17 protein-coding genes are annotated in these 22,198 nt (G+C 38.3%); 12 read left to right on the forward strand and 5 right to left on the reverse strand.

Going from position 1 to position 22,198, the window contains the following annotated elements:
• The first annotated feature begins 188 nt into the window (after nucleotides 1-188).
• The 5 genes from VCM39_RS00070 to VCM39_RS00090 all read left to right on the forward strand — a co-directional run bounded on the left by VCM39_RS00070 (nucleotide 189) and on the right by VCM39_RS00090 (nucleotide 4,463).
• Nucleotides 189-773, forward strand: a complete 585-nt coding sequence (locus VCM39_RS00070; protein ID WP_007483031.1) for a hypothetical protein — start codon at nucleotides 189-191, stop codon at nucleotides 771-773.
• Between the two features lie 3 nt (nucleotides 774-776).
• Entirely contained in the window at nucleotides 777-1,073 is a 297-nt protein-coding gene (locus VCM39_RS00075; protein ID WP_002558440.1) for a winged helix-turn-helix domain-containing protein, read from the forward strand.
• A gap of 143 nt (nucleotides 1,074-1,216) precedes the next feature.
• Nucleotides 1,217-2,569 (forward strand): cell envelope integrity protein CreD, encoded by a 1,353-nt coding sequence (gene creD / locus VCM39_RS00080; RefSeq protein ID WP_025868301.1) that lies wholly within the window; start codon nucleotides 1,217-1,219, stop codon nucleotides 2,567-2,569.
• Nucleotides 2,570-3,269: 700 nt separating this feature from the next.
• The gene (locus tag VCM39_RS00085) at nucleotides 3,270-3,845 is read left to right on the forward strand and encodes a hypothetical protein (RefSeq protein WP_007483027.1); all 576 of its coding nucleotides are present in this window, start codon (nucleotides 3,270-3,272) and stop codon (nucleotides 3,843-3,845) included.
• A 198-nt stretch (nucleotides 3,846-4,043) separates the two neighbouring features.
• Nucleotides 4,044-4,463, forward strand: coding sequence for a DUF3836 domain-containing protein (locus VCM39_RS00090; protein WP_322932312.1), 420 nt, complete (start codon nucleotides 4,044-4,046; stop codon nucleotides 4,461-4,463).
• A gap of 140 nt (nucleotides 4,464-4,603) precedes the next feature.
• Here VCM39_RS00090 and VCM39_RS00095 read toward each other — a convergent pair whose 3' ends face one another.
• Entirely contained in the window at nucleotides 4,604-6,616 is a 2,013-nt protein-coding gene (locus VCM39_RS00095) for a T9SS type A sorting domain-containing protein (protein WP_322932313.1), read from the reverse strand.
• Between the two features lie 457 nt (nucleotides 6,617-7,073).
• Here VCM39_RS00095 and mutS point away from each other — a divergent pair, with 457 nt between their 5' ends.
• The gene (mutS, locus tag VCM39_RS00100; RefSeq protein ID WP_289291269.1) at nucleotides 7,074-9,689 is read left to right on the forward strand and encodes a DNA mismatch repair protein MutS; all 2,616 of its coding nucleotides are present in this window, start codon (nucleotides 7,074-7,076) and stop codon (nucleotides 9,687-9,689) included.
• 75 nt (nucleotides 9,690-9,764) lie between these two features.
• Here the strand turns inward: mutS and VCM39_RS00105 are convergent, their stop codons facing one another.
• From VCM39_RS00105 to ychF, 4 genes are read right to left on the reverse strand one after another with little or no spacing between them, the layout of a single operon-like run.
• Entirely contained in the window at nucleotides 9,765-10,406 is a 642-nt protein-coding gene (locus VCM39_RS00105; protein WP_221649661.1) for a chloramphenicol acetyltransferase, read from the reverse strand.
• Entirely contained in the window at nucleotides 10,403-11,245 is an 843-nt protein-coding gene (gene lgt, locus VCM39_RS00110; RefSeq protein WP_221649662.1) for a prolipoprotein diacylglyceryl transferase, read from the reverse strand. The genes VCM39_RS00105 and lgt overlap by 4 nt, the downstream gene beginning before the upstream one ends.
• Nucleotides 11,246-11,262: 17 nt before the next feature.
• Entirely contained in the window at nucleotides 11,263-12,171 is a 909-nt protein-coding gene (locus VCM39_RS00115) for a ketopantoate reductase family protein (protein WP_221649663.1), read from the reverse strand.
• Between the two features lie 3 nt (nucleotides 12,172-12,174).
• A complete protein-coding gene (gene ychF, locus VCM39_RS00120; protein WP_196039873.1) occupies nucleotides 12,175-13,278 on the reverse strand; it encodes a redox-regulated ATPase YchF in 1,104 nt (367 codons plus the stop codon).
• A gap of 364 nt (nucleotides 13,279-13,642) precedes the next feature.
• Here ychF and VCM39_RS00125 point away from each other — a divergent pair, with 364 nt between their 5' ends.
• The 6 genes from VCM39_RS00125 (at nucleotide 13,643) to VCM39_RS00150 (ending at nucleotide 22,195) form a co-directional block, all read left to right on the forward strand.
• Nucleotides 13,643-14,131: an HU family DNA-binding protein gene (locus VCM39_RS00125; RefSeq protein ID WP_002558429.1), complete on the forward strand. Its 489-nt coding sequence runs from the start codon at nucleotides 13,643-13,645 to the stop codon at nucleotides 14,129-14,131.
• A gap of 329 nt (nucleotides 14,132-14,460) precedes the next feature.
• Nucleotides 14,461-15,015 carry an RNA polymerase sigma factor gene (locus tag VCM39_RS00130; protein WP_195570075.1) on the forward strand — a complete coding sequence of 185 codons (555 nt, stop codon included), beginning with the start codon at nucleotides 14,461-14,463 and terminating at the stop codon, nucleotides 15,013-15,015.
• 121 nt (nucleotides 15,016-15,136) lie between these two features.
• Entirely contained in the window at nucleotides 15,137-16,069 is a 933-nt protein-coding gene (locus VCM39_RS00135; RefSeq protein ID WP_221649664.1) for a FecR family protein, read from the forward strand.
• A gap of 39 nt (nucleotides 16,070-16,108) precedes the next feature.
• Nucleotides 16,109-19,513 (forward strand): TonB-dependent receptor, encoded by a 3,405-nt coding sequence (locus VCM39_RS00140; RefSeq protein WP_289291265.1) that lies wholly within the window; start codon nucleotides 16,109-16,111, stop codon nucleotides 19,511-19,513.
• Nucleotides 19,514-19,533: 20 nt separating this feature from the next.
• Nucleotides 19,534-21,261 (forward strand): RagB/SusD family nutrient uptake outer membrane protein, encoded by a 1,728-nt coding sequence (locus VCM39_RS00145; protein ID WP_221649666.1) that lies wholly within the window; start codon nucleotides 19,534-19,536, stop codon nucleotides 21,259-21,261.
• 79 nt (nucleotides 21,262-21,340) lie between these two features.
• Nucleotides 21,341-22,195, forward strand: a complete 855-nt coding sequence (locus VCM39_RS00150; protein WP_221649667.1) for an endonuclease/exonuclease/phosphatase family protein — start codon at nucleotides 21,341-21,343, stop codon at nucleotides 22,193-22,195.
• Nucleotides 22,196-22,198 lie beyond the last annotated feature (3 nt).

Here is a 22,198-nt window from a genome sequence, read left to right on the forward strand (position 1 = left end):
TCATTCCACATCTCTAGAAACGTTATGGAGATTGTATATTCCTGATTCAGTGAATAAATCTGTAAGGTTAATAAGAAGGCAGATGTGTAGTTAGACCCTGATAAAAGTCACTATTTATATTTTTTTCTGATATTTTCTTTGTATTCTGATAATTTCTATTTTACTTTGTAGCGCAAAGTACTTTTTATATGAATAAAGATAAAGCATTAGAATCAGTAAATGAGATAAAGGAGTTGATGGAAAAGTCCTCCAGATTTGTATCTCTCAGTGGTATGACAGCTGTTATGGCTGGTACTTATTCATTGGTTGGCGCTTATGTAGTCGCCCGGGTCTTTAAATCGGAAGCTTCTCTGGCAGAGATGATACTGGTAGCTTCGTTGGTGCTGATAGCTTCGGTTATTACGGCTTGTATACTGTCTTGCTATAAGGCGAGAAAAACCGGACAGAAGATTTTTAGTAAACTGACATACCGGACTTTATGGAACTTTTCGCTTCCCTTGCTTGTAGGGGGACTGTTTTGTATCGCTTTGCTGTTACATGAGAATTATGGAGTGATTTCTTCGGTCATGTTACTGTTTTACGGGCTTTCTCTGGTCAACGTCTCTAAATTTACTTATTCCAATGTAGCCTGGCTGGGATATGGGTTTCTTCTTTTAGGAGTTGTAGACTGCTTTTTCGAGGGTTATGCACTCATGTTCTGGACCATTGGGTTTGGAGGACTTCATATATTGTACGGTATATTGTTTTATTTGCAATATGAAAGGAGCAAGTAGTTGATGTTAGAAGGATTTCAGAATATAAATAAGGCGTTTGAAAGCAAAGTCCGGTTAGGTATTATGGCGGTCTTGATGGTCAATGAGGAGTCTGACTTTAATACGTTGAAAGAATTACTTTCACTGACGGACGGCAATTTGGCGAGTCATACCCGTGCGCTGGAAGAACTTGGCTATATTGTCTGTAAAAAAGCCTTTGTGGGTAGGAAAACAAAAACTTCTTTCCAGGCCACACCTCCGGGGAAGGAAGCTTTTAAAGAGCACATTGCTGCATTGGAAAGTTTATTGAAATCAACCTGAACGCTTGGCGTTACACAACTTGTTTTTTCTTTTTGGAGAAAAAAGGAGTATTATACAAAAACTAAACTAGACTTAGAAACTATTTTGCATTTTATAGAATTCAAAAAAAAGTTTCTTAATTATTTACTAAACACTATTCTACTATGGACGATTTTAATGAAAATTTGAACAAAGTGGAAAAACCGGTGCATACAAGTAGCTCCCGGAGTTTTTCCAAAACTGTTAAAGTACTGGTTATTGCTGCATTGGTTCTTCTTTTGCTGATACCAATGGTTATGATCGAAAGTATGATTACCGAGCGTGGGCAGACGCAGGTAGATGCCATCGACGAGGTTAGCCAGAAGTGGAGTCTGGCACAGACTGTTACAGGCCCATATATTAATCTGCAATATCCGATTGTCTCTGAAGACAATGGAAAGCAGAAGATCAGCAATGGAAATATAATATTGCTTCCTGATGAGCTTTTTATTGATGGGCAGCTTCGTACAGAAATTCTTAAAAGGGGAATTTATGAGGTGAATGTATATCAGTCGGAGTTAGTTTTTAAAGGTTCCTTCAGTGCGGAAGAACTTCGTAAAAGCGGAGTAGATATAGATGTACTTTATCTCCGGAAAGCGGCTGTCTGTTTCAATCTCACCGATATGCGGGGAATCAGTGAACAGATCAGCATTACTTTGAACGATTCTGTCTACATCTTTGAACCGGGTATGGATGGCAGGGGAGTTAAGAATGTGGGTGTACATGCTGTGGTGGATCTTTCTGCTTTGAAAGAGAATAAAAAACTGCCCTATGAAATGAAGATTAAACTGAAAGGTTCGCAATCTATTAATTTTGCTCCACTGGGGAAAACAACGAAGGTAAATCTGAAAGCCAATTGGAGTACACCAAGTTTTACCGGTAATTATCTGCCGGATAGCAGAGAAGTAACTGAGGAAGGTTTTTCTGCACACTGGCAGGTGTTGAATCTGAACCGGAATTATTCTCAGGTGATAATTGATTATCGTAATGCGGGTGTTAAGGATATCGAAAATTCTAATTTCGGAGTAAATCTGAAAGTTCCCGTCGAGCAATATCAACAATCGATGCGTTCTGCCAAATATGCTATTCTCATCATACTACTGACGTTTGCAGTGATATTCTTTACGGAGATGATGGAAAAGACACGTATCCATGTGTTGCAATACCTGTTGGTGGGATTGGCGCTTTGTTTATTCTATAGCTTATTGTTATCTATATCCGAACATGTAGGGTTCAATATGGCTTATCTGATTTCGGCAGTATTGACAATCGGCCTGGTAGGAGGTTATATGCTGGGTATCATTAAAAAGAAGAAACCGGCATTTATTATGTCGGGACTATTAAGTGTACTGTACATTTACATATTTATTCTTATCCAGTTAGAGACTTTTGCTTTGCTTGCCGGAAGTTTGGGATTGTTTGTAATACTTGCCTCCGTAATGTATTTTTCAAAGAAGATTGACTGGTTTAATGAGTGAACAACCGGACTCTGATCATTAACATTATTAACAGTATTCCTTAACTATGATTTTTGTACTGACAAGAGTACGTACTTTTATATACTAAGAGTACGTACTTTTGCTATATAAAAGTGTACATTTAACACATACTTAAGTACGTACTTTTGCATCATAAATAATAGATTATTTAAGTCTGCTGAAAATCAGTGTTTTATATGTTTCTTTCGTATTTAAGAATCAGGAAGCTTCAATCAAGATCATTCGTTGTAATTGTTATTATGATAACTTCGGATAGATGAACTATAATCGTTCAGAAGTAAGTTTTTAAACAGGAGGAAAAGATGTAATCTGAGGTATAGACATAAAAAAAGGAGCAACGCCTTGCTCCAACCTTTGTTAACCTTAAATCTAATACTATGAAAAACACATTGCAAAGATACGGCCTTTTGTGGTATTCGCAAATAATCCAAATAAAAAAGTGTGTTTTATAACATGCTTTAATATTTGCATTTATAAATTTATAAAAAGAAGGCTTTCCGGAAGGGGTATTTTAACAAAAAGTATTTTTTCTACGGGGAGGTACATCGACACAGTGTAATCTATTATTTTGTGTGTTTTTATTAAATTGATTGTTCCTTCAAGTTACTGCTTGGATATTATTTCTTATTTTTGTGTGGATTGGGAGATAAAAAGACTGAACTATAATAACTAAGGAATTATGAAAACAAAGTATTTATCCGGACTGGTATTACTCCTCCTTTTGGCAGTTGGTTTTGCGTCATGCAACGATGATGAAGAGCATTGGTATGATAGTATGAAAGATGGGAGACCTTTTTTTAGCGGTCATGTTGTACGTTTCTATTTTATTGATGAGGAAGGGCATGATCTTATTAATATGATTGCATTGCCCATTTCCAGTAAGACTCTGCTTGATACACCACCGGCACCTCCTACTGAGTTTGCTACAACAACTGATGGACTTTGGTATAATAATGAGATAAATAATATAGTAATGGATAAGGATGAAAATCTGAATAGTTTCTTTACTTATGCGTACGGCGATTCGCGGTACAGTGATTTTACCTTTTATGTATACTTCAAGGGCAAGCCTTATGAAATGGCTCTTCAACACAGATATCAGGGCAAACGTAAAGCAAATGGTGATTATATCAGTGATATAGTATCCTGGAAAGTAAATGGAAAACTTATTTATTCTGCGGATGAACCTACTTACAGGAGGAAAGTATTCATTATGTGCAAAGCTGATGGAGAAACGGTCATTACATTTAAGTGAAAGAACGAAGTGATGTGATTATGTCCGTTTTTGAGCGGACATCTGTTCGAAAATGAACGCATGTCTTATTTTTATAATCGTTGATAATCAGGTTATTATACCTTTGGCACGGCTATTGACTATCTATATGCGAAGGCGGTTGAGAAAAAAACAGCAGTCGCAGATCCAAAGAATAATAACAATAAAAAAATAACGATTATGAAAGCAAATGTATTTTTCAAAGCAGTGGTAATGGTAGCAGTGTTAATGGCAAGTGTAATGAGTGCTAATGCAAGTAATCCTGTTGACTATGTGAAAAATGATGAGATGAATGGTGAATTACTGGTAGCTAAGACTATCTTTAAAAATGAATCCGGCTATCTGTTCCGTCATCTTCGCTACACTTATACTTATGACAATGAAAACCGTGTAGTTTGTAAAGAAGCTGCAAAATGGGATAGTGTGAAAGAGGCTTGGACTCCTTATTTCAAACTTGATATCACTTACAGTGCTAATGAAGTTGAAATGAATTATGCTCTTTGGAATGCCGGAAGTCGTACTTTCGATAAGAATATGGAAAAGAGCACTTATGCACTGAATGACGGCAATGCTGTTCGCCTTTTGGCAAGTGTAAAATGAGATAAAGAAAAACGATCAAAAGAATACGGCTGTAAGAAACAAAAGTTTTTGCAGCCGTATTTTTATATCAGAGTTTATAAGTGAAAAATAATGGAGTAGGTATTGGGATTGAACCAATGAATACTCTATAAAGCATTATTTTATTTTACCAAAATAACGAACCGTCCGGTTTCTTCATGCGTAGTGGAAGATAGCCGATATAAATAAATTCCCGCTGGCAGATGATTGATGATTACTTCATTATCGGTCATTGGATAAATTCCGATGTTTTGCCCGTTGATATTGTAGATTAAAAGTGATGCATTGCTGTTCGTAGCAATTTGCTTAAAAATGACGCTGTTTCCTTCATTTCGAATCATTAGTTGGGTAGAAGCATTGACCGGTTCTATACCAACGCTTTTATTGCGGTAGAGCAGTTCTCCTTTCCGATAATATTCATATAGGGCAGCCTGACTTCCATCTGTGGGTTGTGGATATATTCCTTCGACTATTCCTGTTGTGTTCCCGATACCATATATTAGGAATCCTATGTTGGTGATAGTTGCAGGCACTACTTCGCCATTTATTAATGTGTAATTTTCCAAATACGTGATGGTATGTTCTACCTCTTTAACTCCATCGGCATCCCATTCGCCGGCATATCGTATTTTGTCTCCTATTTTCCAGGGCTCTTTTCCAAATGAATATAGCAGAAACTCTTTGGAGATATTATTTCCATTGTCAGTCTGCTGCTCTCTGTAATATATGTTGCCTTCTTTATCTTCGCGCATTTTGCCTGTTTCCCTATCCCCACAATAGACTTTCCAGTAATAGTTTCCATCTACATATTCAACGCCTTTCAGTTTATAGTGGTATTTATTAAAGAAGACAGGCCACCACATTGTACGGTATCTTACTTCTGTCCATTTTGTATCCTGCCCCAACCAATGGTTTTCGAGTATTGTGCTGATAAGTACACCGTCTTCTGTAAAATAAGGGTTTTGGTAAATCAGGTCATTTCCGATATGAATCGAAACAAGTTCATTGTACATTTGACGATCGATAGTCTGTCCTCCCATTAGCAGATAAGAAAATAATCCTAATGTAGAACCGAAATATTTTATGAAACGGACATCTTTGGAGGGTGCTTGTATCCTGCCCCAATGGTCAGCTAATTGAATATAATCATACAGATATTTATTCTCTGACTCTATCTGTCCGGTTATATTACATTCGAATTCATAAGGGGTCCATGAGATATCGTTAAACTGAAGTTGTTCACTGCCGGTCCATCTGTAGTCTGCTAAGGTATATTCTTTATCGTTATTTGCCGGTTTACACACTAATATATTATTTTGTTCGCGGATGGCTGTATAGTAATCTGTATGTTCTCCATTAATGGTTAAGTATACTTTCTTATACATTTGATTGTTTATTACGGTATCTCCCAGAACTTCATAATCATGTAAATTGTATTTTGTCGGTATTTCGTTGTTGGATTCACAGTAATTGATCTCTCTCCACTTTGTGTGGTCGGTCAAAAGAAAAAAAGGAGGATAGGTCTTTCTATAGCAAGTTTTATAGTCTGGATCATGGTAAAATTGTTGCTTATTATCGCGACAGCATAGAAGTTTGTAACCTGTTCCTGCTTTAGAAAGGCAAGGTTGCCCTATTCCATTCTGCATAGAGCCAAAGCCTTCTATCCATTCGTCTCTTCCTCCCCCGTCAACAGATACTATATTAATAGCCCTCCGGCGTATTCCATTTATATCTATGTAGGTATAAGCGGCGGTTACCTTAACTTGAACACCGTCATAATATGTAAATTCATCTCCATATTCTTTACTGAAATCAAATAATAATAATTCTTGCTGACTTTTTGTATTGTAGTGGTATACTTTATCACCATCTTGTCGGATGCAAAGTCCTGACCATTTGGCTTCAGTTAAATCTTCATTTTCTGTTGTGTAGATATTGAAATAATGTAAATCGTTGATAATTGTATCTGATTTTAAAAAGGAGGTAGTAGTCCATTCGTGATAATATTCGGGTGAGACTGAAGGACGTACAAGTGTTGACCATTGTTTGCCTGCGGAGATCCAGGGTTGCTCTTGCCCGTATGTACTTTGTAAGGCGGGTAAAAGGATTGTGATGAGGAGTAGAAGTTTTTTCATAATATGTAGCATTAAATTGGTGGTTTCTGTTTTTTTTGCATGCATATTACAAATATAATAAAAAAAGAACGATAGTGGCTACTATTTTGTTTTTACCTTTTTAATTCCTGCTATCATCAAAAGAGAATATTGATGAAAGGAGGTGAAAAGGTACGGACATAAAAAAAGGAGCAACGCCTTGCTCCAACCTTTGTTAACCTTAAATCTAATACTATGAAAAACACATTGCAAATGTACGGCTTTTGGTGGTATCTGCAAATAATCCAAGAAAAATAGTATGTTTTATAACACGTTTTAAGAATACTGTGCGGGTTGTTAATAATTCAGGAGCTTGTTTAAAGACTTTTTTACGATAAGATAACCCAATAAATCTTGGTGTTGACGGGATGGTAGATTAGTGGGAAATCAGTATCTTTGCCCACTGATTACTGAATTAAAAAAGAAGAGGAGACTACCTGTGAGCAACGATATTGAACTAACCCCTATGATGAAACAGTTCCTTGACCTGAAAGCAAAACACCCGGATGCGGTGATGCTGTTTCGATGCGGGGACTTCTACGAAACTTATTCAACAGATGCAATTATTGCAGCTGAGATACTGGGAATTACCCTGACTAAACGTGCCAACGGAAAAGGAAAGACTATTGAGATGGCCGGTTTTCCTCATCATGCGCTGGATACCTATTTACCAAAACTGGTTCGCGCCGGTAAACGTGTAGCTATCTGTGACCAGCTGGAAGATCCGAAGATGACGAAGAAACTGGTGAAACGTGGCATTACAGAACTGGTTACTCCGGGTGTGTCTATCAATGATAATATTCTCAACTATAAAGAAAATAATTTCCTTGCCGCAGTGCATTTTGGTAAATCAGCCTGTGGTATTGCCTTTCTTGATATCTCTACCGGTGAATTCCTGACGGCAGAGGGACCTTTCGATTATGTGGATAAGCTGCTCAATAATTTTGGTCCCAAAGAAGTACTCTTTGAACGCGGTAAACGTGGTATGTTCGAGGGTAACTTTGGAAGTAAATTCTTCACTTTCGAACTGGACGACTGGGTTTTTACGGAAACGACTTCCCGTGAGAAGCTGCTGAAACATTTTGAGACGAAAAATCTGAAAGGTTTTGGTGTGGAACATCTGAAGAATGGTACAATTGCTTCGGGTGCTATCCTGCAATATCTGGATATGACACAGCATACACAGATTGGTCATATTACCTCGCTGGCCCGCATTGAAGAAGATAAGTATGTGCGTATGGACAAATTTACCGTACGTAGTCTCGAGCTTATCGGCAGTATGAATGATGGTGGCAGCAGTTTGCTCAATGTCATTGATAAAACGATTAGTCCGATGGGAGCCCGTTTGCTGAAGCGCTGGATGGTATTTCCGTTGAAGGATGAAAAGCCGATTAACGACCGCTTGAATGTAGTGGAGTATTTCTTTCGTGAACCGGAGTTTAAAGAGCTGATTGAGGAGCAACTGCATCTGATAGGAGATTTGGAGCGTATTATTTCGAAAGTGGCGGTAGGACGTGTGTCACCGCGCGAAGTAGTACAGTTAAAAATAGCTTTGCAGGCTATCGAACCCATAAAAGAAGCTTGCCTGCAGGCAGATAATGCCAGTCTGAACCGGATAGGAGAGCAGTTGAATCTTTGTATTTCTATACGTGACCGGATAAGTAAGGAAATCAACAATGACCCTCCTTTATTGATAAACAAAGGAGGCGTGATTCAAAGTGGGGTAAATGCCGAGTTGGACGAACTGAGACAGATAGCCTATTCGGGCAAAGATTACCTTTTGAAAATACAGCAACGTGAAAGTGAACAGACAGGGATTCCAAGTCTGAAGATTGCCTATAACAGTGTATTTGGCTACTATATAGAGGTACGCAATGTACACAAAGATAAAGTACCTCAGGAGTGGATTCGCAAACAGACGCTGGTCAATGCGGAGCGTTACATCACTCAGGAGTTAAAAGAGTACGAAGAGAAAATCCTCGGAGCAGAAGATAAGATTCTGGTGCTTGAGACCCGGCTTTATACGGAGCTGGTACAAGCTTTGAGTGAATTTATTCCTGCCATCCAGATTAATGCCAATCAGGTAGCGCGTATCGACTGTTTATTGGCATTTGCCAATGTAGCACGTGAGAATAACTATATTCGCCCGGTGATTGAAGATAATGACGTACTGGATATCCGTCAGGGGCGTCATCCGGTGATTGAGAAGCAGCTCCCGATAGGTGAGAAATACATTGCTAATGATGTGATGCTGGATAGTACAACGCAGCAGATTATTATTATTACGGGTCCCAATATGGCCGGTAAATCTGCTCTTTTGCGTCAGACGGCATTAATAACTTTGCTGGCTCAAATCGGTTCTTTTGTTCCTGCCGAGAGTGCTCACATCGGATTGGTGGATAAGATTTTCACCCGGGTGGGAGCCAGTGATAATATCTCCGTTGGCGAATCTACGTTTATGGTAGAGATGAATGAGGCGGCGGATATTCTGAATAACGTTTCTTCGAGAAGTCTTGTACTGTTTGATGAGTTGGGGCGTGGAACTTCTACCTATGATGGTATTTCGATAGCCTGGGCTATTGTAGAGTATATCCATGAGCATCCTAAGGCAAAAGCACGTACCCTTTTTGCCACGCACTATCATGAACTGAATGAGATGGAGAAATCTTTCAAGCGGATAAAGAATTATAATGTATCGGTGAAAGAAGTTGATAATAGAGTTATTTTTCTTCGTAAACTGGAACGTGGCGGTAGCGAGCATTCTTTCGGTATTCATGTAGCTAAGATGGCAGGTATGCCGAAAAGTATTGTAAAGCGTGCCAATGAAATTCTGAAGCAGCTCGAATCGGACAATCGTCAGCAAGGCATTTCCGGTAAACCATTAGGTGGAGTAAGTGAGAACAGGGGAGGGATGCAGTTGAGTTTTTTCCAGTTGGACGACCCTATATTGTGCCAGATCAGAGATGAGATACTCAATCTGGATGTGAATAACCTTACTCCGATTGAAGCGCTCAATAAGCTGAGTGATATAAAGAAGATAGTGAGAGGGAAGTAGAAATGAAAGAAAAAAATGCCCGATGATTGTACATGATCATCGGGCATTTTTATATCAATTACAAGTGAAAGTGCTCTATTTTAAAAACTCTTCCACTTTCTTATAAAACAGCGAAAGATGATGCCCGTCTATAAACCCATGGTGAATAGTCATCGCAATTGGCATTACTAATTTGCCTTCTTTTAATATTGCTTTTCCCGCATTCATCAAAGGGTAATTACTACCGTGACGATGTTCTTGTGTACAGGTCAGTGAGGTGAAATACAAGTCGGGAGTAGCACTTAACAATATAACATCAAGCAGGTCTTTACCACCCACTTTTTCCATATCATACGGGTCGCCATCAGGGTTGATGGCATCTATGACCGATTTGGCTTCCGCATAAAAGGCATTAAAATCTTTGTTCCATGACAGACGGATGGTGAAGAAACGTCCGTTTTCTTTTACCTTTATAGGAGTCAACATATCTACATTGTCGAAATAGACTACATTGCCTTCTGCATCTATGCGAAAACGAAACTCCGGTATTTCATTGACAGCGCGTAACACGGCGTAGAGATAGTGGAGGAAGAATGATTGTCCTGCGGCTTTGGCACGGGCTTTGGCTCCTCCGCACTCTACCTCTGAGGTTATGGAAATAGTGGGATTCTGAAAACTTTTGAAGAACTCATAATTACTTTTCCGCTCCCAGGTTTCTATGTCTATAATATGCTTCATTTTTTAATGGATTTCCTGTCATAAAAGAACATGAAATAGAGGCCGATGATCACAAAGGGGACACTCAACCATTGCCCCATGTTGAGGCTCATATTGTCTTCAAAGCTAACCTGATTTTCCTTTAAGAACTCAACGAAGAAGCGGAATACAAAGATGGCCGTCAGACAGAGTCCGAAAAAGAAGCCGCGGTGTAGCTTTTTGTTATAGAACTTATAAAGATAGATCATCACCAGGAAAAGCAGGAAATAAGCGATAGCTTCGTATAGCTGCGCCGGATGGCGTGGAAGCATATCTGTACGTTCAAAGATGAAAGCCCAGGGTACATCGGTCGGTTTACCAATGATTTCAGAGTTCATCAGGTTGGCCAGGCGGATACAGCAGGCAGTGATGGGAGTGGCTACAGCAATCATATCTACTACATCCATATAATGCATTTTCATTTTACGGCAATAGAGCCAGAGGGCAATCATCAGTCCTAACGTTCCACCGTGGCTGGCAAGTCCTTCATAACCTGTGAATTTCCAGCCTCCGTCGGGCAGGAATCTGATAGGAAGTATCATTTCCCAGAATCCCCGGAAACTGGTGAGATAGGTCTGAGGATCATAGAATATACAATGTCCCAGTCGGGCCCCAATCAGAATACCAAAGAAACAATAGAAAAACAGGGGCTCAAATTTCTTTTCGCTTATCTTTTTATCCCGGAACTGATAGTGAACTATAACATAGGCCAGAAAGATACCAACGGCCCACAATAGTCCGTAATAGCGAACGGGAAGTCCGAAGAGGTTGAATAATTCGGGATTCGGGTTCCAGTTAATAGATAATAAAATGGTATTCATAATTATTGAGTTTAATTTTATATTCTGAATTTCTTGGCTACTTCCTGATAGGTTGGTACTTCTATTCCCTGTTCTTCGGCAGCTGTTATCATGTCAAAAAGTAACCCTTGTACTTCGGATTGATGTCCTTTCTCCATATCTTTCTGCATGGATGCGGTGCTTTGTGGGTCGAGTTTATCAATTACTTTGAGATTGTAGGTGACGGGGTCTTCGGAGAATTCAATACCGAGTTTCTTTCCTAACATGGCACTTTCGGTAGACAGGCCTATGAAAGTGTCACGTATTTTACCCGGCTTTTGCACTTCGCCCATGGGAACATTGAAATAAGCTCCGGTGACGGCCATAGCCGAGATAAAGGACCACTTGACAAATGTATCCCGTTGAATGTCAGGTGACAGATCCACTTTGATTCCGCTTTCTACCAGATCGTCACGTACGGCTTCAAGCAGTCCGGCGGGTACGTTTGTGCCTCTATGCGCTCCATATACCAAACGGAAAATAGTTCCCATTTGAGTAATTTCTCCCGGGGCGGATACGAATCCTACAATGTAAATACAACCATCCAGAACGGTTACGCCCGGAACAAGACGCTGAATACGTGGTCCTGTACCATAAACATTGAGTATGGGAATTACGATTGTTTTTTCGTGAGAAGCCCGTTTTATCAGATCCGTGATAGAGTCAACGGAATAGCCTTTGACGCAAACGAATATTACGTCTGCTTTTCCTGTGTACTCTTCTGCTGTACAAGCTTTCACTGGAATGGTATGATTGCCTTTCAGGCCTGACTTTAACGTCAGTCCATTGTTCTGTATAGCTTCCAGGTGCGCCCCACGGGCTATACAGGTAACATCCTTTCCGCTCAGTGCAAGAAAGGCAGCAATACTGCCTCCTACACCTCCGGTTCCTGCTATAAGATAATTCATTCTTTATACGTTAAAACGGAAATGCATGATATCTCCGTCCTGTACTACATATTCTTTTCCTTCCACACCTAATTTACCGGCTTCTTTCACGGCAGCTTCTGAGCCATACTGGATAAAATCATCATATTTGATAACCTCTGCACGGATAAATCCTTTTTCAAAGTCGGTATGGATTACTCCCGCACACTGAGGTGCTTTCCAACCTTTTTCATAAGTCCAGGCACGTACTTCCTGTACACCGGCTGTAAAATAAGTTTCCAGATTCAATAATTTATAAGCCGATTTGATAAGCCGGGCTACCCCTGATTCTTCCAGTCCTACTTCGGCAAGGAACATCTGGCGGTCTTCGTAAGTCTCCAGTTCGGCAATATCCGATTCTGTTTTGGCAGCAACAATAAGAATTTCTGCATCTTCATCTTTTACTGCTTCGCGAACCATGTCTACATATTTGTTTCCGTTTACGGCACTTGCTTCGTCCACGTTACAAACATACATTACCGGTTTGCTGGTAAGCAGAAAGAGTTCACGGGCTATTTTCTGTTCGTCTTTGGTTTCAAACTTTACAGTACGGGCCGATTTTCCCTGCTCCAATGCTTCTTTGTATTTAACGAGGATGTCATAAGTCTGTTTGGCAGTCTTATCACCTCCTGTTTGTGCTTGCTTTTGCACTTTCTGTATACGTGCGTCAATAGTGTCGAGGTCTTTCAACTGTAGTTCATAGTCAATAATCTCTTTGTCACGCACAGGGTTTACACTTCCGTCTACATGTGTCACATTATCATCATCAAAGCAACGAAGTACATGCAGGATGGCATCTGTTTCACGAATGTTTGCGAGAAACTTATTACCTAATCCTTCACCTTTACTGGCACCTTTTACCAGTCCGGCAATATCTACAATTTCTACGGTAGTAGGTACAATTCGTTGCGGGTGTACCAGCTCCGCCAATTTATTCAAACGTTCGTCCGGAACAGTGATTACGCCTACATTCGGTTCTATTGTACAAAAAGGGAAGTTTGCCGCCTGTGCTTTCGCGTTCGACAAACAGTTGAAAAGTGTCGACTTTCCTACGTTGGGAAGTCCGACAATACCACATTGCAATGCCATTTATCTATTTCGTTATTATATTTATTATCAATGCCTGTAAACAGTACGTTCTGTTTAAAATATGTCTGCAAAGATAACTATTCTTTTAAAAATACAGGTGATAACATCTTAAAAAAGGGTTATATGTGAGTTGTACTCCCCGGAGTGTACTTTTAGGGGAAATAATTGTAGCTTTCTTTTGTTGCCGGGATATATTCATTACCTTTGCAGAGAACGTTGTACGACATGCGCATCTGGAACATGCTGACATGCACATGTCGTGCTGTACGAGATGCACATGTCATACTGTACGAGATGCACATGTCGTACAACGTTCTGTTACGACCTTCAATACGTTTGATTACAACATCTAATACGAAAGATTATGGGATTGATTTATCTGGTAAGAAAGAAGAGATTCAGCACAGTAGAAGGATTTAAGGAACTCTATTACGCTGTACAGAAGAAGCTCCAGAAACGTGGGGGTAAGAATGAGAATGACCTGGCGGATATGCTTTCTTCGCAAAGCGGTAGGAGTAAAGGTGATGTATTGAGTATACTTACTGACCTTCCTAAGGTGATGGAGGAAATATTGAAAAGCGGAGAGTCAGTCACTATTCGTGGACTCGGTTCGTTTCATGCAGCTGTTACGAGTGACGGTTTTGAGCATCCTGAGGATGTACTTCCTCATGAGGTGCGCTTGTCCAGAGTGTACTTTGTGGCCGACCGTAGATTCACCAACCGTGTCGGCAAGATGAAATTCTTCCGTTATCCCTTGTCGAAGTATTTTCCGAAAAGTGCATTGCGGGCAGAAACTTTAGTAAAAGAGGCTGAAGAAGAGTTCGAAGAAGACTTCGGACAAGGGGTGGAATAATTAAAAGGAATTACGAGTATACAGGTTTATCACAAAATTAACCGGAAGTTTCTTAACCGGAAGTTTCTATCGGGTGGACACTGGCTTGTTTTGCTGCATGGCGTGATGTCTGTTGTTATGCATATCGCTTTATGTAATTATCTCTTGTGTATCTTTTTGTGTAAGAAGTGCACTGTTTCTGTACTTTTTCTCTTTTTTTTAATTAATATGTAACACATCTGTCCTTATTTTTTTCTTTTCCGATCTATTGACAAGATTGCCAGCAAATGTTTTGTATTTCTCATATATTTTTGCGAATATTGCACCCATATCGTGTATCGGGAATTATTATGGATGACATTTTACTCGTTCAGCAACTAAAAAAAGGAAATCAACTTGCTTTCACCACTCTTTATAAAAAGTATGGTGCACAAGCTTTTGCACTGTCTTTTAAATACCTGTGCAATAAAGAGTTGGCTGAGGATGCTGTACAGAATTTGTTTATGAAAATCTGGATAAAACGTGAAGAACTGGAAGAGGGTCGTCCTATTAATCGTTTTTTATTTACTGTTTTGAAGAACGATCTATTGAATATTCTGCGGGATTCAAAAAGTAATATTTTTGTATTGGATGATTGTTTGGAAATTCTCAATTATCTGGATGGAGAGGATACAGATTCTCAGGAATTTGACCAGGAGCAAGTTGAAATGATACGTAGTGCCGTAGAACAATTGTCTCCTCAAAGGAAAAAGATTTTTTCTATGAAAATATCCGGGAAGTATTCTAATCAGGAGATTGCAAACAGATTAAATCTGTCTATAAATACCATTAAATTTCAATATAGCCAGTCTTTGAAACAAATTAAAAAGCTGGTTCGTGAGCGTGCAATTATGCTGTTAATGTAACTTTCGGATAGTCCAACGGGCATTCTTTTTTATCTTTCTTAAAATATTTTTCTAAAATCAATGATTTTATATAATACTTTTCTTACCTCTTTGTGTACTATATATAAAGATCAGTAAAAACATGCGTTTGAATAAACATAAAAATACAGCTCCGGAAATCATTAATTATATTGCTGAACATATAGACAGCGATATTGATTGTTTGCTAAAGAATGAACCTTTGGCTATGGGCGGGCGTGAGATGCCGGAGTTTGATGAATATAAAGTCTATCAGAATATACTTGATGAAGTAGATAAAAGAAAGAAGAGAGCGTTTTGGCCAGCTTTCAGGTGGGCGTGTGCCATCGCTTTGCTCCTTTTCAATATCAGTTACTTTACCTATATAATAATGGAAGAGTGTACTCCTGAATATCAAGAGATATGTGCTTCCAAAGGAGAAAAGTTGATTGTGCTCTTGCCTGACGGTAGCCGCGTGTGGTTGAATGCTGATTCAAAGCTGGTTTATCCGGAACAATTTACGGGGAAAGAACGTCAGGTTTCCTTGGTTGGTGAAGCTTATTTTGAGGTAAAAAAGAATCCGGATAATCCCTTCATGGTACAGGCGGATGAGATGAAGATAAAAGTGACTGGAACCAGTTTTAATGTATCTGCTTATCCTTCCGACAAAAAAATAACCACCACACTTGATGAAGGAAAGATTATGATAGGACATTATGGTTCTAAATCTCCATTGTATGAGATGCGCCCGGGACAAACAGCTGTTTATGAAAAAGGTAGTTCACTCTGCAAAATTCGGGCAAATGAGTATTATAAAGATGCTTCCGGATGGAAAGAGAATAGGTTGGTCTTTCGAAATACCCCTTTGGAAGAAGTGCTGGCAGTACTTTCAAGGCAGTTTGATGTTAATTTTGATATCCGTGGGACTAAGATAACCACGTTCACATATAATTTTGTTTGTAAAGCCAATGATCTTGGAAACATTCTGGAGACAATGTCTTCGATAACTCCAATTAAATTTAATAAAATTTCAGAAGATATCTATGAAGTAAGGTAAAAAATAATTAATCTAGTAACTTTATCAATTTCTAATTTTATGAATGAAAATCACTTGTTTTCATACATCCGAAAATGGTGTATGGTGTGCGGATTATGTCTTATTTTTCCGCTCATAGCTTACCCTCAACAACAGAAAATTTCTGTGACTATTCGTAATTTGTCTCTCAAACAGGCTATGGAACAGATCAGTAAGCAGGCTGAAATGAATGTAGCTTATAGTAAAGAGTTTGTTGATACCAATAAGAAGGTTTCTTTGAAAGTTCAAAATGTGAAATTAGAGGATGCCCTTTCTTCTTTATTGAAAGGAATGAATATTGGTTTCCGATTTTTGGACAATAGTATTCTGTTGTATAATAAAAATGAACAAAAAAAAGAAGATACTTCTTCTGATAAAAAGAAAGAAGTATCAGTAAATGGACAAGTCGTTGATAAAATGACAGGAGAGCCGATTGTAGGTGCTACAATATCAGTTGTAGGTACTTCTACGGGTACAATTACTGATATTGACGGAAATTATTCGTTGAAAGTAGATGAAGGAAGTACGTTACTTTTCTCTTTTATAGGTTACACAGAGGTAAAACAAGTTGTTCGCCAACCGGGAAAGCTGGATGTGACTTTAGCGGAAAATGCAATTCAACTGAATGATGTAGTTGTGGTTGGTTATGGAGTGCAGAAGAAAGTAAATCTGACAGGTGCCGTATCTATGGTAAAAGGAGATGTTTTAGAAAACAGGCCAATCTCAAATGTAAGTACAGGTTTGCAAGGACTTTTGCCTGGTGTTACAATTACTTCTTCATCTGGTCAGCCGGGGGCTGTTCCTGATATTAAGATACGTGGTGTGAATACTATTAACAGTAGTACTTCTCCTCTTATATTAATAGATGGTGTGGCTGGTGGTGATATGAACCTTCTGAATCCAGGTGATATTGAGAGTGTTTCAGTACTTAAAGATGCTGCTTCTGCTTCTATTTATGGTGCACGTGCAGCAAATGGCGTTATCTTGATTACAACAAAGAAAGGTAAGCAGAAAGAAAAAGCGACATTGACTTATTCTGGCTATATCGGTTTACAAACTCCGACGGCACTTCCTGAATTGGTTAATGGTAGGCAGTATATGGAGTTGTCTAATGAGGCGATGGCTGCAGCGGGATTTTCAAAACCTTATAATGATGAAGCATTTTCAAAATATGATTCAGGAAATTATCCTAATGAATATTCGAATACGGATTGGATTGGTGAAATATTCAAAAAGAGTAGTTTGCAAACTAGCCATTCTTTAAGTGTTAGAGGTGGTAGTGAGAAAAGTGGTTATTTTATGTCTTACGGATATTTAAACCAAGATGGTCTAGTGGTAGGAGATGCTTTTGATTCTAAAAGACATAATGCTCGAATTAGCGTAAATACAGAGGTCTTTGATAGATTAAAATTGAATGGCACTGTTAGTTTTGTTGATTATTATCGCCGTGCTTCGGGCTTTTCAGGTGCATCCGGTGTATTTAGGTTAGCCCAACGAAATTCTCCTTTATTACCTGTTAAGTGGCAACAGCAAGATGAAAACGGAAATTGGGTCGATTCAGAGAATTGGTCAAATGGTTCTGTAAAAAATCCTCTTTCTATAGCTTATGATGGTGGTACAGAACAAAGGAAGTCACGAACATTAAATACGATTATAGGTGCTGATTTAAAAATTATAGAAGGTTTAAATTTAGGTGGGCAATATGCAGCTAATTACTATTTTAGAGAGACGGATGAATATAACCCGGTTTTACCAGAGTTTTATGCAGATGGAACACCTGATCCTCAAAATAAAAATTTGCGTAATTATGTATATCAGGCACATCAGGATGCTCTGACGCAAAGTTTCCAATTAACGTTGAATTATAATAAGAGTATCAAATTACATGAATTTGGTGCATTATTGGGTTTTTCTCAGGAATGGTATGATTTTAGTGATTTAGATGGTAGTAGAAAAAATATTCTTTTAGATGATATTTATGTATTAGATGCTGGAACTGAAGATATCACAAATGGTGGTGGTAAAGATTCTTGGGCATTACGTTCTTATTTTGGGCGTATTAATTATGCTTATAATGAGAAATATTTGTTTGAAGCTAATATGCGTATTGATGGTACTTCTCGATTTGCAAAGAATAATCGCTGGGGATATTTCCCTTCATTCTCTGTTGGATGGAACTTTTCTCGTGAGAGTTTTATGAGATTTGCTGATTCTGTTCTGAAATCAGGAAAACTTAGAGCTTCTTGGGGTGAACTTGGTAATCAAAATGTTGGCAGTGATTATTATCCTTATCTGACACCAATTGAAAGAATTGAAAAGAGTTATCCTATTGGAGGTATTAATAATATTGGTTTTGCCCAAAAAAAATTGGGAAATATGAATATTAAGTGGGAAACCATCCGGATGTTGAATATCGGTATTGATTTGAGCTTCTTTGAAAATCGTCTAACTACATCATTTGATTGGTTTAAGAAAGAGAATATTAATGCTTTGGTAAAACCTATTTATCCTACTATCGTTGGTGTAACGGGAACAGCTAATTTACCATTTGAGAATATGGGTAAAATTGAGAATAAAGGCTGGGAATGGGATATTTCTTGGCGTGATAGAATCGGAGAGGTGAAATATAGTATGTCATTTAACATATCTGATGCAAAGAATAAAATTGTTGACTTAGGAAAGAGTGAACCGACTTTAGCGGATAAAATAAGAAGAGTGGGTGATCCTATCAATGCTTTTTATGGATATTTGACCGATGGGTTGGCGCAAATATCTGATTTTGGTGGACAAAATGCAGATGGAAGATATATTAATCCTAATTTTGCTATACCTAAGGCTTCGGAAAGTATAGTACAACCAGGTGATATTAAGTACAGAGATATTAGTGGTCCGAATGGTAGTCCGGATGGAGTAATTGACAATTATGATAAGGTGGTATTTGGGGATCCCTATCCTCATTATACTTATTCTTTCAAGGGTGCTGTGGAATGGAAAGGTTGGGATTTTAGTTTTTATCTACAAGGTGTAGGTAAAGTGAATGGTTATCTGAAAGATGAGGCTCGTCATTGTTTTATTAATGATTATTCTGTACCTAAAGTAGAGCATTTGGATAGATGGACACCTAATAATCCGAATGCAGCTTATCCAAGACTGTATCAAGCTCAGACTCATAATTTATTATTTAGTGACTATTGGCTGGAAGATGCTTCATATTTACGGCTGAAAAATGTTCAATTGGGATATACTTTTCCAAAAAAATGGATTAATAGTTTGGGACTTTCCAATTTAAGGGTATACGCCTCTGCTGATAATTTGTTGACATTTACTAAATATTTTGGAGCTTATGACCCGGAAGTACGTGAAACGTCTGGTGATTCTTATCCGCAGGTGAAAACTTATGTGTTTGGTTTATCTGTTTCATTTTAATAAAGATAATAAATACTGATATGAAAACTATAAAATATATTTTAGTATTGCTTTTGTTTTGGGTTAATACTTCATGTGCCGACTTCTTGGACAGATATCCACAAGATTCTGTTACTAATGAAACATATTGGAAAACAGAAGAACAGCTACGGGCAGCTCTATATCCCTGTTATGGAGCTTTTGAATATGAATTAATGATAAAATGGGCTGAGTCTACTGCGGAAACTGTAATGTGGGGAGATAAAAATAGTGGATTGAGTAAAGTTTCCGGAGGAAAACATGCTTATACGGATGGTTTTCCATTTACTTCCTATTGGCGGTATTCTTATGGTCATATTTATACATGTAATAATTTCTTGGATAATTATGATAAAGCAGAGATTGAACAGGATGTAAAGGATGTATATGCAGCTGAAGTAAAAGTGATAAGATCATGGCTCTATTTTATGTTAACTACTTTTTATGGTGATGTACCCTGGGTTGATCATGTGATAACAGCTGATGAAGCCTATGTACCTCGTACGTCGAGAAATCAAATTATTGATTATTTGATGGATGATTTGGAATGGGCCGCATCTAAATTACCTGAGGAAAGACAATTGGGAACTAATGTTGGACGTATTGACCGATGGGGGGCATTGGCTATGCAAGCACGTATAGCATTGCAAAATGAACGATATGATATTGCTGCGAAAGCTGCGAAGGAGGTTATAGATAAAGGACCTTATGGGTTATATGATTATGAAAAGATATACCAGTTAGAAGGTGATGTAGAAGTTAACCCAGATAATAATGAATCAATTATTTATAGTGTTTACATCAAGGATGTGCGTATGAATAATATGCCTAATGAAACTTGTTGCCCTACGGATTTTATCCGTTTTAATCCTTCAAAAACATTAGTGGATGCTTATTTATGTACAGATGGAATGCCTGCTAAAGCGGGGTTGGAGTATTATAAGCAGACGAATATTAAAACTTCTCCTCTTTATAAATATCCGGAAGAGCACTATGTTGATTATTTTCAGAATAGAGATCCTCGTATGAAAATGACCTTGTATGCCCCCGGAGATGAATGGCCGGGTGGTGATGACGGAGATGCAGAATATCGTAAGCCCAATCCGATATTTAATCTGCCTCGTTTTTCCTCTCTTCAACCTGGAAGAAACGGAGCTAACGGGATTACTGGATTTTATTTTAAAAAATACAATGTAAAATCAATTGCGGGTAATTATAATATATCTCACAATAATTTGAATGTAATTCGCTTTCCTGAGGTTTTGTTGATTTATGCGGAGGCCCTTTATAAAACGAAAGGTACTTTATCTCAAGATGATCTCGACTATACAGTCAATAAATTAAGAGACCGTGTGGGGATGCATAGAATGAATCTGGATGAATTGACTGAATGGAATCTTGATCTTTGGACAGAATTGAAAAGAGAACGTCGAGTAGAATTGTCTTTTGATGGAATGAGATACGCTGATGTGATGCGTTGGAAAGAAGGTGAACTTAGATTTGGACGTGCTATAACAGGGCCGAGTCTTAAAGTCTGTATGAATGATTTGGGTGCTAATCCTTATCCTGATACTGGTGTTGATGAGTTTGGAGATGTGATATATGAGAAATCAGTGGTTGAAGGTGGAGCTCGTTATTTTGATCCGGCTATGCATTATCTATGGCCGGTCCCTTACGAAGAGAGAGTGAAAAATCCACTTCTAGGACAAAATCCCGGATGGCCTGAATAAATGAATCAGAATGTCATAGATTTCGTATAGTCGGAATCTATGACTTACGATACTTCTACTAAAAACTAAAAAAATAATTATGAAAAAAATTTTATTGATATTTCTTTGTTTGAGTTTTTCATTTTTTGGTTGTAGCCAGAATGATGAACCTGGAACTGATTCTGGATGGGATACAGGTGGTAGTGTAGAAAGTAAATTGACAGTGATGAGTTATAATATCAGGCATTGTGCCCCTTATTATGGTACGTCAGAAGCAACTGTAGCAAATGTTAATAATGTAGCTGAAGTTATCAAAAGGATTAAACCCGATGTGATTTTGTTACAAGAAGTCGATCAGTGTACTAAGCGAAGTCTCGGAATAGATCAAGCTAAAGAACTGGCAAAGTTAGCTGGTTACCCGTACTACTATTTCTTTAAACAGAAAGATCTTGAAACAGGTGGTGCGTACGGAGCCGCTATTCTTTCTTCATTTTATATGAGTGAAATAGTGAATCATGAGCTACCAAAAGTAATTGACGGGTTGACAATTACAGGTAGCAATGTTTTAGGTACTGCCAAGATAAAATTTAATGAGACTACTATTTATCTGGCGGTGACGCATTTATCTGTTACTCAAGCGGAGAAAGACAGGCAATTTCCGATTATATTGAAAGAATTATCCTCAAAGGGAGATGCACCGATTATTGTAGCAGGCGATTTTAATTCAAAACCGGATAATTCGATTATCAAAAAGCTTGATGAAGCAGGATTTATTAGAACGAACACTGATCCGATGAAGTTTACAATACCTTCTAATGCACCTAACCGGGAGTTGGATTACATTGCTTACAAACCTGAAAAACAATTTAGTGTGATTTCTCATACTGTGTTTACAGGTATAAATGCTTCTGATCATTTACCTATTGTATCTGTATTAAACGTATCAAAACCCTAACAA

The sequence above is a fragment of the Bacteroides mucinivorans genome, assembly GCF_034654355.2.
Lineage (GTDB): Bacteria > Bacteroidota > Bacteroidia > Bacteroidales > Bacteroidaceae > Bacteroides > Bacteroides nordii.